Origin of the sequence: Mycobacterium sp. (assembly GCF_035623875.1) — a bacterium.
Lineage (GTDB): Bacteria > Actinomycetota > Actinomycetes > Mycobacteriales > Mycobacteriaceae > Mycobacterium.
The window spans coordinates 1-12493 of sequence record NZ_DASPSP010000313.1 but is presented as its reverse complement, the minus strand read 5'-3'; the positions used below and the strand labels follow the sequence as shown (position 1 = coordinate 12493).

The window sequence follows — 12493 nt, the reverse complement described above, 5'->3', positions numbered from 1 at the left end:
GATCGCCCGGCTCACCTGAGCGACCCCGGGCGTATACGCGATCGACAGGGAGCGCTGGGTATCCAGCGGAGTCGTCGGGTCCACCGAGAGCTTGCCGCCCAGATGTGCCTGGAAGATCTCCGCGTCGGTGATGGCCCCGCGCGCGTTGCGCATCTGAATCGTTTCAAGTAATTCGGACACTGGCTCAGGGTACTGACTACTCATTAGTAGCCCTAATCGACGAGGTGAATCCCTGGCGACCCGCTGCGCCCGGCTTCGCCGCGCTTGCGATCGCCACGCGTCTCAGATGAGACCCAGGCCGGTGACAGCTTCCCGCTCGTCGGCGAGTTCGGCAGTCGACTTGTCGATCCGGCCGCGGGAGAAGTCGTCGATGTCCAAGCCAGTGACGATCTTCCAGTCGCCGTCCTTGGTGGTGACCGGGAACGAAGAGATCAGGCCCTCCGGCACACCGTAGGAGCCGTCGGACACCACGGCCATCGACACCCAATCGTCCTTCGGGCTGCCCAGCAGCCAGTCCCGCGCGGCGTCGATGGTTGCCGACGCGGCCGAGGCCGCCGATGACGCACCGCGCGCGTCGATGATCGCCGCGCCGCGCTTGGCGACGGTGGGGATGAAGTCGTTCTCGATCCAGGACTGGTCGTTGACCACCTCGGCGGCGTTCTTGCCTTTGATCTCCGCGTGGAAGATGTCCGGGTACTGGGTGGCCGAGTGGTTGCCCCAGATCGTGATCTTCTTGATGTCGCTGACGTCGGCCCCCGTCTTGTGGGCCAGCTGCGAGATGGCCCGGTTGTGGTCCAGCCGCGTCAACGCCGAGAACCGTTCGTGCGGGATGTCGGGCGCGTTGTTCAACGCGATCAGCGCGTTGGTGTTGGCCGGGTTGCCGGTCACGCCGATGCGGATGTCGTCGGCGGCGACGGAGTTCAGCGCCTTGCCCTGCGCGGTGAAGATCGCGCCGTTGGCCTCCAGCAGGTCACCCCGCTCCATCCCCGGACCGCGGGGCTTCGCACCGACCAGCAGGGCCAGGTTCACGCCGTCGAAAATCTTGTTCGGGTCCGCGCCGATCTGCACTCCGGACAGCAGTGGGAACGCGCAGTCGTCGAGCTCCATCACAACGCCTTCGAGCGCCTTGAGGGCAGGTTCGATCTCCAACAGACGCAGCTCGATCGGGCGGTCAGGACCCAGCAGTGAGCCGCTCGCCAGGCGAAACAGCAGGCTGTAGCCAATCTGGCCGGCAGCGCCAGTGACGCCAACCTTTAACGGTGTCGTGCTCACGTCAGTTCACTCCTCGTGGCGGTCGGGCCTATACAGACTCGCGTCGGGTCGAAACTAGCGCACGCAGGCGCTCGATAAACCCCGGCCCCGACCCAGGGGCGCCTTCGGCGTCAATCACGCCAGCTCAGCCGCACCCGCTGACGGGCAATGGCTAACTAAGGCGCGTAGCATGACCGAGGCTTCATCGGATCCGCACTGCGACGGGAGGTGAAGGATGCCTTCGTTTCGCGATATACCTGAAACACTGCGTCCTACGGCACGGCCTGAAAGGGACGAGCCTCCCCATCCGCAGCGAAATCAGGTGCCTGCCGATGAGGCGGTTGTCGACTGCGGTATCTACGTGGACGGCGTGCGGCTGCCCGGGACTTTCACCCACGCAGAGGCACGGGCCAAGGTGGGTGAGTTGCAGCTGGCCGGGCAATACGCCTTCGCCTGGATCGGCCTGCACGAACCCACCGAGCACCAGATGCAGGAGGTCGGCAGCGTTTTCGGCCTGCACCCATTGGCGGTCGAGGACGCCGTACAGGCCCACCAGCGGCCGAAGTTGGAGCGTTACGACGAGACACTGTTTCTGGTTCTCAAGACGGTCAACTATGTTCCGCACGATTCGCTGGTGCTGACCCGTGAGATCGTCGAGACCGGTGAGATCATGATTTTCGTCAACGGGGATTTCGTGGTGACAGTCCGGCACGGCGAGCACGGCGGGTTATCCGAGGTGCGCAAGCGGATGGATGCCGACCCCGAGCATATGCGACTGGGCCCGTTTGCGGTGATGCACGCCATCGCCGACTCGGTGGTAGACCACTACCTCGAGGTGACCGACCTGATGGCGACCGATATCGACGCCATAGAGGAAGTAGCGTTCGCGCCCGGCCACCGGACCCAAATCGAGCCGATCTATCTGCTCAAGCGGGAAGTCGTCGAGTTGCGCAGGTCCGTCAACCCGCTTTCGGTCCCGTTCGCGCGGTTGCAGACCGAACACAAGGACCTGATCTCCAAAGAAGTGCGGCGCTATTTGCGCGACGTCGGCGACCACCACACCCACGCCGCCGATCAGATCGCCAGCTACGACGAGAATCTCAGCTCGTTGGTACAGGCCGCGCTGGCCCGGGTCGAAATGCAGCAGAACACCGACATGCGCAAGATATCGGCATGGGCTGGCATTCTGGCGGTGCCCACGATGATCGCCGGTATCTACGGAATGAACTTCGAGTACATGCCCATCCTGAAATGGCATTGGGGTTACCCGGCGGTCCTCATCGGTATGGTGATCATCGTTGCGCTGTTGTACCGCAACTTCCGGCGCAGAGACTGGCTCTAGCGTTAGTTTGGCTGTGCGGCAGGTCGATTGGGATCCAGCACGTCGACCCCGTCGCTTTGCCACATGTCGCGCATCGCGTCGGCGCCTTTCAGCCGGACCCAGGCGGCCTCGGTCGCGGTGATCGGCGTTGCCGACAGAAAGTGCACCGGGTCTCGTGGCGGGTCCAGCGGTAGGTCGGAAATGTCGCTGCGGCCCAACAGTACCGCGGTGAACGGCGCGCGCGCCGACGACCGCACCCATAGCGGCGTGCCGAGGTCGACCAGCGCGTCCGGCGTCAACACCACACCTTCAACCGCCGGGGATGCCGCCACGATGGCCAGGCTGCGGGCCAGGCCGGTAGCTGCTCCCGGATCACGCAGGCGCAGAACAACTTCGGCCCGCGGACCACGTCGGCTATCGATGACCATCGCCGCCGGGTCGATCATCGGATGGCGTGAGCAGCCCAGCGAGACATAATGCACCACGCCGTCGGGGCCGGGGCCAAAGCGCAGCACCTCGATCGGCTCGGCGCCCAGAAACGTCACGCTCGCCGCGTCAGGCTCGGTGTCGAGGCCCGCTTGCAAGAAGTGAACAGACAGATGCGCGCGCACCCGGGCCAATGGCTGGGTCACTCAGTCTCGGATGGCAGTGGAACGGTCAAATTCACGCCGGTGCGGGCATCGAAAACGGCGAGTTTCAAGGTGTCGAAGGCCAATTCGAGTGACTTCCCGTTTGCCGCTTTCGACGCGGCGGGCACTCTGGCCACGAATTCGTGCTCGTCTCCCCCGGATTCCTCGTTGAGATCGGATAGTTGGTCCGAATGAACAACGCAACCCTCGGTGGTGAAGTAGACATATTTGTCGGCACCCAGCGACTCGACCATGTCGACCTTCACCTCGAAAGTCAGTGCGCTGATGCGCTGGTAGCCGTCGATCAGAGCGGCGTCTTGCAGATGCTCCGGGCGGACCCCGACGATGACCTCGTCCGGTGCCGGATGCTGCGCGAGCACATCGTGGACGGGTTGGGTCAGCGTGACCTCGCCGAATGGCAGGTTCAAGCCGGTCGCGGTCAGCGTCCCGGGAAAGAAGTTCATCGCCGGCGAGCCGATGAAGCCCGCGACGAACAGGTTGGCCGGCCGCTCATAAAGCTCGTCGGGCGTACCGATCTGCTGCGCAACACCGCCGCGCATGACCACCACTCGGTCACCGAGTGTCATGGCCTCGGTTTGGTCGTGAGTCACGTAGACAGTGGTGGTGCCAAGCCTCCGCTGAAGCCGGGCGATCTCGCCACGCATCTGGACCCGCAATTTGGCGTCGAGGTTTGACAGCGGCTCGTCCATCAGGAATGCCTTGGGGTGGCGCACGATTGCCCTACCCATCGCGACCCGCTGCCGCTGCCCACCGGACAGCTGCGAGGGCTTGCGGTCGAGAACGTCGGTCAGGTCAAGAATTCGCGCGGTGTCCTCGACCTTGTCCGCGATGTCCGCCTTCTTCATCTTGGCCAGCGTGAGCGGGAATGCGATGTTCTGTCGCACCGTCATATGCGGGTAGAGCGCGTAGGACTGGAACACCATTGCGATATCGCGGTCTTTGGGCGCCTTCTCATTCACCCGCTCACCGCCGATGCGCAGCTCCCCAGACGAAATATCTTCAAGTCCGGCAATCATATTCAGCGTCGTGGACTTCCCGCAGCCGGACGGCCCGACCAGGATGATGAACTCGCCTTCGGCGATCGTGAGACTGAGTTCCTTCACGGCCGTCGCGCCGTCGGGGTAACTCTTCGTCACCCTGTCCAACACAATCTCGGCCATCGAGCTATCCCTTCACCGCGCCGGAGGTCAACCCAGCGACTATCCGTCGTTGGGAGACTAGAACAAAAACGATAATCGGAACCGTGATCACCATTGCGCCGGCTGCGATCGATCCGGTTGGCTCCTCGAATTGCGAACTGCCGGTGAAGTTGGCGATTGCCACCGGGGCGGTGATCGCGGCCTTGGTGGCGGTCAACGACAAAGCGAGTAACAGATCGTTCCAGGCGAAGATGAACACCAGGATCGCCGCGGTCACGATTCCCGGTGCTGCCAACGGGGCGATCACCTTCCGGAATGCTTGTCCTGGCGAAGCGCCATCCATTTTGGCCGCTTTTTCCAGGTCCCACGGGATCTCCCGGAAGAACGCCGACAGCGTATAGATCGCCAGCGGTAGTGCGAAGGCTATGTAGGGGATGATCAGCCCGGGCCAGGTATCGAACAGCCCGATCCGCCGCTCGATTTTGAACAGCGGTGTGACCAGCGAGATTGCCGGGAACATCGAAATCAGCAGCGTCGCACCGATTAACAGCCGCTTGCCCGGAAAGTTCAACCGCGCCACCGCGTAGGCTGCCATCGCGCCGATCACCACCGCGATCACCGTGGTGAGCAAGCCGATTCCAGCGGAGTTGATCAGAGCCGAGCTGAAAACATTGCCCCGGAAGATTCCACGGTAGTTGTCGAAGGTCACCGACGAGGGAATCAGCTTGCCGTCCTTGACCGTTGACGTCGGCTTGAGCGACAGGCTGAGGATCCACAACACCGGGAACAGCGCATACAGCAGCACCAGGATGTCGACGATCACCCAGCTGGCAGCGCGCCGGACACCTATCGCCGCAGTCACGGCTCAGCGCCCATCGCCGTCGATGCCCGGCGCTGACGCACCGAACACCCTGATGAAAAGGAACGCGATGATCGTGACGCATCCGAAGATCAGCACCGAAATCGCCGAGCCGAGGCCAACATTGAAGCCTTTGAACAGGTTGTCGTAGCCAAGGATCGACACCGAACCGGTGTTGCCGGATCCTCCGGTGAGTACATAGATGTTGTCGAAGATCCGGAACGCGTCCAGCGTGCGGAACAGCAGCGCCACCAGGATCGCCGGTTTGATCAGTGGCAAGGTGATCTTCGTCAACCGTCGCCACGCGCCGGCGCCGTCGACCTGCGCCGCCTTCAGCAGATCCTCGGGCACCAGCGCCAAGCCGGCGAGAAGCAGCAATGACATGAACGGCGTCGTCTTCCAGACCTCAGCGAGGACCACAATGCTCAGCGACGAAATCTGGTGAGTCAGCGGAGCGCTACCTGGCGGTAGCAGGTTGGCCAGGTAGCCGGTGCCCGGCGTCCAGGCGTAGTACCAGCTGTAGGACGCGACCACCGTGACGATGCCGTACGGGATGAGTACCGCGGTGCGCACCAGACCTTTGCCGATCAGCGTGCGGTGCATCACCAACGCCAGCGTCAGGCCCAGCACGAATTCGATCGACACCGAGACAACCGAGATCGCCACTGTGACAGCAAGTGCCGTCCACCAATACCGGTCAGTCAAGATCGTTTGGTAGTTGCCGAGCCCGATGAACGCGGTGGCGTTCGGCGTGGTGAAGTTATTGCGCTGCAGGCTCAGCCAAACCGCGTAGCCAATCGGATAAGCCGTGACCGCCAGCATCACCGTCGCCGCGGGCGCGACCAGAGCGAACGCCAGCCGCTTCTCCGACCTGCGGTTCTCGGTGTGCGGGACGGTCGCGGTCACGGCAACAACCCCCGGCCGTCGATGGCCTTCTGCACCTGCATGGCGAGCTCGTCGGCCGTCTTGTCCGGGTCGATCTCGTTGATCGGGCTCAGTGTGGCTGACATCCGAGTGGACACCGCCTGGTAGACCGGCGTCGCGATACGGGCAGCAGCGTTGGTGAGTTGTTGGCGAATGATGTTGTACATCGGGTACTTCGCCTGGAACTGCGGGTCGGAGTATAGCGAGGTGCGTGCCGCGGGCAGCCCTCCTTGGAGCGAGATGTACTTTTCGCTTTGCCCGTCGCGCAGGCATCTGATCGCCTGGTAGGCCTCGGCTTTATGACGCGTCGTCCTGGCCACCGCCAGATTCAACCCACCGATCGTCACCTTGGCCGGCCGGCCGGGCTGCACGCCGGGGTAGGGGGCGAAACCGAACACCAACTTGGCGGCGTCGTAGGCAGCGCGGAACTGCCGGTCGGTCGGCACGAATGCGCCGACGCTGTTGATGCTGCCGACCAGGTCCGGACGGCGGTTGAGCGGCAAAAACGCCACACCGCCCTTCACCGCGTTCTCCAGCATGGACGCCAGCGCGTATGGCCAGTTGACCTCCAACGCGGACTTACCCTGCTCGAACGCCAATCGGGAAGTGCCCGCGTCGGTCCGGGTGATCGACGGGTCGGCGCCAGGCGCGGTGGCCACCGACTTGAGGATCCGCAGGGCACTGACGGTGGCGGCACGGTGTGCGGGCGTGTCGGTCAACGTGACCTTGCGGCCGTCATCGGACAGCACCTGGCCGCCCGCACTTTCCAGCAGGGTGTTGAACCACACCACCAAACCCTCGCCCTGGCTGGCCTGTACGCCGATCCAGCTGGGTTTGCCCGCGGCGTGCAACCGGGTTGCCTCATCGACCATCGCGGTCCAGGTTGCCGGCGGCTTTTTCATCAAATCGGGCCGGTACCAGAGCAATTCGGTATTGGTGGTAATGGGTGCGGCATAGAGCCGGTGCTTCCAGGTGGCCGTGGCAAGCGGCCCCGACAGAGTGTCGGTGGTGGCGTCAATGTCGGCACGACCGGCCGGGTCGTCCGACAGCGGCAGCGTCCAGCCGGCTTCGGCGAATTCCGCCGTCCAGATCACGTCGAGCGCAATGACGTCCAAGGTGCGGTCGTTAGCGCTCAGCCGGCGGGCCAGCTGCAGCCGCTGGTCGTCAGTAGACCGGGGCAGGCTGAACTGCCGGATGGTGAACGGCCCGCGGAGCTGATCGGTGCAGCGCTTGGCTATCGCAGTGAAGGTCGCGGCAGCGCTGGCCGGGGTGTAGAAGCTGATCACCCGCCCGTTGCCGGGGCCGCAGGCCGATACCAGCGAAGCGGTGGATAGCGTCGCAAGCGCGACCGCGCTCAGCCGGACTGCGCGCCCGCGACGACTCGCCACCGCACCGCCCTTTCTGCCAGTCGTCGACTGCCCCGCGGCAGACGGTAGAGCCAGGCGCGCGTGGTATGCAACACGCCGGCAAACGGCCAGCCGGCCGTCGAGTCAGATTGCCAAGCGGGCAAGCAGATCCCGAGCCCGCTCCGCGTTTTGCGGGTCGCAGAGCACGTCGTAGCGGCCGGCGACCAACTGCATCGTCGAACTGAAATCCCGGGTCCCGCGTGCCATCGCGTACGGGACCGCAGAGGTGATCAAGCCGAAGAACACCCCGGCGATCAGTCCGGTCGTCAACGCTCCCCAGGGGTTGGGGCTGAAGAACCCCAGCACCAAGCCGATAAAAAGACCCAGCCAGGCGCCGGTGATCACGCCGCCGCCGAGCACTTTCGGCCAGGTCAGCCGCCCGGTGACCCGCTCGACCTGCATCAGGTCGACGCCGACGATCGTCACCTGTTGCACCGGGAACTGTTGCTCAGACAGGTAGTCGACGGCTCGCTGCGCTTCCGCGTAGGTGGGATATGACCCGACTGGCCAGCCTTTCGGCGGCGTCGGCAATCCGGGGGCACGCCGGCTCGCGGCCGGGGTGCCGGGTGTAGCACCGGGAACCTGTCCGTGCTGGAAGGGGCTCGTCATGGTTTCATTGTCCTCCGCCTCGCCCGCGGAAACATCGCCGTGCTGCCGCCAGCACCCCACCTGGCCTACCACCAGCACAAACGGCGCGTCCGGGTGCCCGGCTCATGCTTGGTCCGCGCGGTTCGCTCGGCCATCACGCTAGGTTGAAGAGCATGACATTTCAGGGCGGCGGCTTCGACAAGGAAGGACACGACGAAGCAAAGCAGACTCCGCACACCCCGGAGGCACGCCCGTGGGAGGAGTTCGCCCCGCCTGCGTATGCCGGACAACCGCCCGCCCAGCCGGACCCGGACGCGCCCCGCAATGCGCCACCGTCGGGGCCGGTGCCGCCGTGGAACCCGCCGACCTCCGACTATCCGCCGCCGGCTTATCCGCCTCCCAGCGGTTACGGACCGACCGGATATCAAGACGCACCGGGTTACGGCGGTCCGTCATATCCGCCGCCCCCGCCGGCATATGGCCAGCCCTATCCCCCACCGGGCTACGGGGCCGGCTATGGCGGCCCGCCGGGATATCCCGGCCGGTACGACCCTTATCAGCCCTACCGGGATCGTTCGCACGAGACCAATGGGCTGGCCATCGGTTCCCTGGTTACCTCGATCGCGGGTGGGGTGCTAGGCATTCCACTGAGCTTCCTCTGCTACATCGGGATACTGATTCCGATTATTGGTGCGGTGCTCGGGGTAGTCGCGCTCAGTCAGATCAAGCGGACCAATCAGCAGGGTCGCGGACTTGCCATCGCCGGGATTGCAATCGGCGTGACCGCGGCGGTGCTGCTGGTGATATTCGTGGTCGCAGCCATGGCGGCGTTGCACTCGCCGTCCTTAACGTGATCCGTTCGGCGGCACGAACGGACCCGACTGACGCTGCATGCCCGCTGCACGGCCTTTAGCGACGATCACCAAAGCCATCTTGCGGCTGGCTTCGTCGATCATCTCGTCGCCGAGCATCACCGCTCCGCGGGCACCGCCGGCGGCTGAGGTGTGCCATTCGTAGGCCTCCAGAATCAGCTCGGCGTGGTCGTACTCGTCTTGGCGTGGACTGAAGATCTCGTTGCCCGCGGCGATCTGGTCGGGATGCAATACCCACTTACCGTCATAACCCAGTGCCGCCGACCGGCCCGCCACTCGCCGAAACGCCGCCACATCACGCACTTTCAGGTAGGGGCCGTCGATCGCGGCGATGCCATGCGCACGGGCAGCCACCAGGATCGTCATCAGTGCGTGGTGGTAGGCGTCGCCGACGTCGTAGCCTTCGGGCTGCTCGCCGACGACCAGCGTGCGCATGTTGAGGCTGGCCATGAGGTCGGCGGGCCCGAGCACCAGAGCCTGCACCCGTGGCTGGGCCGCGATCGCGTCGACGTTCATCAGACCGCGGGCATCTTCGATCTGCGCGTCGATGCCGATCTCGCCCATCGGTAGCCCGTGCACGGTCTCCAACTGGGTCAGCAGCAGGTCGAGCGCCTGAACGTGGGAGACATCAGAGACTTTGGGCAGCACGACGACATCGAGCTTGGCGTCGGCCGCAGCGCCAACAGTGGAAACCGCCTCGATGATGTCGGCGTGAGTCCACGGCGTAGTCCAGCCGTTGACCCGAACGCCGCGCAGTTGCCCGGCCCATCCGGGCTCGGCCAGTGCGGCGGCCACCCGCGTGCGAGCCGCGGCCTTCGCCTCCGGCGCGACGGCATCCTCCAAATCCAGGAAGACCTCATCGGCGGAAAGACTTTTGGCCTTATCGATCATCTTCTGGCTGCTACCCGGCACCGACAGGCAAGTGCGGCGGGGTCGATAGGCGTTGGTCACGCTTCACTCACCCCTCTTGAATACCCTGTGCACCATGGCCTCGATCAACAGGGTGTACGCCGCGCGGCTGGCGCGAATGACGGTGCTGGGGCCGATGGGTGAGTCCCTCGGCCGAGTGCGCGACGTCGTGGTCAGCATCAGCATTGTCCGCCAGCAACCCCGGGTACTTGGACTCGTAGTCGAAATGCTCTCGCGCCGAAGAATATTCGTGCCAATTCTGCGGGTCGCGGCGATCGAACCCAAGGCGCTGACGCTCAACACCGCCAGCGTGTCAATACGCCGGTTCCAGCAACGGCCCGGTGAAGTGCTGGTGATGGGACAAATCATCGACACCAAGGTGCGGGTCAACGACCCGGAAATGCCAGAGCTCGCCGACACCGACGTCGTCGTCACCGACCTCGGTTTGGAGCAGAACCGCACCCGCGACTGGATGGTGACGCGCGTCGCGGTGCGCATTCCCAGACGGTTCGGCCGGCGCAGCAACGTCCACATCGTGGGCTGGCGCAGCGTCCAGGGGCTGACCCCTTCGGCGCTGGCGATGCCAGGCCAGGGGGTGGCCCAGCTGCTGCATCAGTTCGAAAAATGGCGGCCGATCGACGTGGCCGACGCGGTGCGTGAGCTGCCCCCCAAGCGGCGCTACGAGGTGGCCAGCGCGCTGGATAACGACCGGCTCGCCGACATTTTGCAGGAGCTGTCCGAAGAGGAGCAGGCGGAGTTGTTGATGCAACTGGGCGATGAACGCGCGGCCGACGTGCTCGAGGAGATGGATCCCGACGACGCCGCCGACCTGCTCGGCACGATGAATCCGACCCTGGCCGAGGGACTACTGCGCCAGATGGATCCGGAGGAGTCCGACCCGGTGCGGCGTCTGCTGAAACACTCACCCGATACTGCGGGCGGTTTGATGACCTCCAGACCGGTGGTGCTGACCCCGGACACCTCGGTCGCTGAGGCGCTGGCCCGGGTCCGGGACCCCGACATCACCACGGCGCTGTCGTCGCTGGTGCTGGTGGTCCGTCCGCCGACGGCCACCCCGACCGGTCACTACCTGGGCTGTGTGCACCTGCAGCGCCTGCTGCGCGAGCCGCCGGCCATGCTGGTCGGCGGAATAGTCGACGCCGATCTGCCCATCCTGGCGCCAGACACCCCACTACCGGTGCTCACCCGCTATTTCGCCGCCTACGACCTGGTTTGCGGCCCGGTGGTCGACCAACAGCATCACCTGCTGGGCGCGGTGACCGTGGATGACGTGCTCGACCATCTGCTGCCACACGACTGGCGCGCGAACACCGACGAGCTCTCGCTGGACGCGGCCGGAGGAGCGTCATGAGCAAGTCGGCGCCGCGCGCGCGGCTCTATACCCCGCGCACTTCGCGCGTGGTCGCGCCCCGGGTGGACCCCGAAGCCGTCGGGCAGTTCACCGAATCGATTGCCCGCTTCTTCGGCACCGGTCGCTACCTGCTGATCCAGACGGTCGTGGTCGTGGTGTGGATCATTTTCAACATTGTCGCTATCAGCTTGCGGTTCGACCCCTACCCGTTCATCCTGCTCAACCTGGCTTTCTCCACTCAGGCCGCCTACGCGGCGCCGCTGATTCTGTTGGCCCAAAACCGCCAAGAGAACCGGGATCGGGTTGCGCTCGAGGAGGATCGACGCCGAGACGAGGAGACCAAGGCCGACACCGAGTTCCTGGCTCGCGAACTGGCCGCGCTGCGGCTGGCGCTCGGCGACGTCGCAAAGACCCGCGAATCCCTGCGCCGCGAACTGGACCATCTGCGAGGCCTGCTGGAGGACCGACACCCGGACAAGGCGCCGGCGCCCAGCGGTGATGGTTCGGACGCACACGCCGCGAAAACCACTTAGCAACGCTTAGGAGCGAAATGGATTTCTCGCCGACGAATCTCGAATTGCGTCCGCCGTTTGACCTTGCCAACCTGTATCGTCGCTGGGCACAGACTCTGCGAATGTGGCCATTGTGATCACACAGTTATGTATGGTGACTTAGGTCACGAGGCTCAAAGTGGTTTCACAAGTGCCTAATAGGGCTCGAAGGTTGAGGACGAGCGAGTGCGCAATTGGGGAGGCTTGGCTATACGCCCGGCCCTTGCCAAGTTGCGGCAGCGGGTAATTCGCGTGCCGCGGGCCCCAAAAATGCCGACTGTCCTGGTTAGCACCCTCGCGACCGTGCGGGAATCGGTGGTTCGCGCGGCCCAGGCCTCGAAAATCCCCGCAGCCGTCGGGGCCGCTGTTGCGACAGTGCAGCAGTTGATGACCCGCACGGCCCGCACCCCGGCATTCGGTGTGGTCATGATCGCCTGCCTGGTCTTCGCTGGAGTCGTGGGCGCCGCGGCCCCACCGTTCCCCGGGCCGAGGTCGACGCTGCGCGACGCCGCTATCACCCCGGTTGCCGCGGTCACGCCCGCCTCCACCGACCCGAACGGGCCGTTGGTAATCGCCGTGCAGCATCCGAAGACCGGCTTCCACATCGCGGCGGCCATGGCGTCGGCTCCCCCGCCGATGGCGATAGTGAAT

The 12493-nt window shown here is 64.9% G+C and carries 12 protein-coding genes and 2 pseudogenes; 5 read left to right on the top strand and 9 right to left on the bottom strand.

The genetic code is table 11. The annotated features are described in order from the left end of the window. Together VEI45_RS25245 and VEI45_RS25240 are read right to left on the bottom strand one after the other, a co-directional pair. Positions 1-180: pseudogene (locus VEI45_RS25245) on the bottom strand (NAD-dependent malic enzyme); the annotation flags it as partial. Between the two features lie 102 nt (positions 181-282). Next, complete coding sequence (locus tag VEI45_RS25240) at positions 283-1272, bottom strand: malate dehydrogenase (protein ID WP_324857384.1); 990 nt, start codon at positions 1270-1272, stop codon at positions 283-285. A 214-nt stretch (positions 1273-1486) separates the two neighbouring features. On the opposite strand from VEI45_RS25240, the gene corA reads away from it, so the two are divergent. Next, a complete protein-coding gene (gene corA / locus VEI45_RS25235; RefSeq protein WP_324857382.1) occupies positions 1487-2593 on the top strand; it encodes a magnesium/cobalt transporter CorA in 1107 nt (368 codons plus the stop codon). 2 nt (positions 2594-2595) lie between these two features. Here corA and VEI45_RS25230 read toward each other — a convergent pair whose 3' ends face one another. The 6 genes from VEI45_RS25230 to VEI45_RS25205 all read right to left on the bottom strand — a co-directional run bounded on the left by VEI45_RS25230 (position 2596) and on the right by VEI45_RS25205 (position 8159). Next, on the bottom strand, positions 2596-3204 hold the full coding sequence (locus VEI45_RS25230) for a suppressor of fused domain protein (RefSeq protein WP_324857380.1): 609 nt from the start codon (positions 3202-3204) through the stop codon (positions 2596-2598). Continuing rightward, positions 3201-4382: a sn-glycerol-3-phosphate ABC transporter ATP-binding protein UgpC gene (locus tag VEI45_RS25225; protein WP_324857379.1), complete on the bottom strand. Its 1182-nt coding sequence runs from the start codon at positions 4380-4382 to the stop codon at positions 3201-3203. The genes VEI45_RS25230 and VEI45_RS25225 overlap by 4 nt, the downstream gene beginning before the upstream one ends. 4 nt (positions 4383-4386) lie before the next feature. Then, positions 4387-5211 (bottom strand): carbohydrate ABC transporter permease, encoded by an 825-nt coding sequence (locus VEI45_RS25220; RefSeq protein ID WP_324857386.1) that lies wholly within the window; start codon positions 5209-5211, stop codon positions 4387-4389. A 15-nt stretch (positions 5212-5226) separates the two neighbouring features. Then, a complete protein-coding gene (locus tag VEI45_RS25215; RefSeq protein ID WP_324857377.1) occupies positions 5227-6126 on the bottom strand; it encodes a sugar ABC transporter permease in 900 nt (299 codons plus the stop codon). After that, positions 6123-7532, bottom strand: coding sequence for an extracellular solute-binding protein (locus tag VEI45_RS25210; protein WP_324857375.1), 1410 nt, complete (start codon positions 7530-7532; stop codon positions 6123-6125). Before VEI45_RS25210 ends, VEI45_RS25215 begins: the two co-directional genes overlap by 4 nt. Before the next feature lie 102 nt (positions 7533-7634). Next, positions 7635-8159: a general stress protein gene (locus tag VEI45_RS25205; protein WP_324857373.1), complete on the bottom strand. Its 525-nt coding sequence runs from the start codon at positions 8157-8159 to the stop codon at positions 7635-7637. 152 nt (positions 8160-8311) lie between these two features. Here VEI45_RS25205 and VEI45_RS25200 point away from each other — a divergent pair, with 152 nt between their 5' ends. Then, positions 8312-8992, top strand: a complete 681-nt coding sequence (locus tag VEI45_RS25200) for a DUF4190 domain-containing protein (RefSeq protein ID WP_324857371.1) — start codon at positions 8312-8314, stop codon at positions 8990-8992. Here the strand turns inward: VEI45_RS25200 and VEI45_RS25195 are convergent. After that, a complete protein-coding gene (locus tag VEI45_RS25195) occupies positions 8984-9961 on the bottom strand; it encodes a CoA ester lyase (RefSeq protein WP_324857369.1) in 978 nt (325 codons plus the stop codon). The two genes, VEI45_RS25200 and VEI45_RS25195, sit on opposite strands and share 9 nt — an antisense overlap. 34 nt (positions 9962-9995) lie before the next feature. Between VEI45_RS25195 and VEI45_RS25190 the strand changes: the two genes are divergently transcribed. The 3 genes and pseudogenes from VEI45_RS25190 to VEI45_RS25180 form a co-directional block, all read left to right on the top strand. Further along, positions 9996-11291: a magnesium transporter MgtE N-terminal domain-containing protein gene (locus tag VEI45_RS25190; RefSeq protein ID WP_324857366.1), complete on the top strand. Its 1296-nt coding sequence runs from the start codon at positions 9996-9998 to the stop codon at positions 11289-11291. Continuing rightward, positions 11288-11824, top strand: a complete 537-nt coding sequence (locus VEI45_RS25185) for a DUF1003 domain-containing protein (RefSeq protein WP_324857364.1) — start codon at positions 11288-11290, stop codon at positions 11822-11824. The genes VEI45_RS25190 and VEI45_RS25185 overlap by 4 nt, the downstream gene beginning before the upstream one ends. Positions 11825-12145: 321 nt before the next feature. Further along, positions 12146-12493 (top strand): annotated as a pseudogene (locus VEI45_RS25180) (hypothetical protein); the annotation flags it as partial.

What these genes read in the sequence shown, in the direction of transcription:
- VEI45_RS25185 (WP_324857364.1), top strand. Translation starts at nt 11,288, where the DNA reads ATGAGCAAGTCGGCGCCGCGCGCGCGGCTCTATACCCCGCGCACTTCG.
- VEI45_RS25225 (WP_324857379.1), bottom strand. Translation starts at nt 4,382, where the DNA reads ATGGCCGAGATTGTGTTGGACAGGGTGACGAAGAGTTACCCCGACGGC.
- VEI45_RS25200 (WP_324857371.1), top strand. Translation starts at nt 8,312, where the DNA reads ATGACATTTCAGGGCGGCGGCTTCGACAAGGAAGGACACGACGAAGCA.
- VEI45_RS25205 (WP_324857373.1), bottom strand. Translation starts at nt 8,159, where the DNA reads ATGACGAGCCCCTTCCAGCACGGACAGGTTCCCGGTGCTACACCCGGC.
- corA (WP_324857382.1), top strand. Translation starts at nt 1,487, where the DNA reads ATGCCTTCGTTTCGCGATATACCTGAAACACTGCGTCCTACGGCACGG.
- VEI45_RS25190 (WP_324857366.1), top strand. Translation starts at nt 9,996, where the DNA reads ATGGCCTCGATCAACAGGGTGTACGCCGCGCGGCTGGCGCGAATGACG.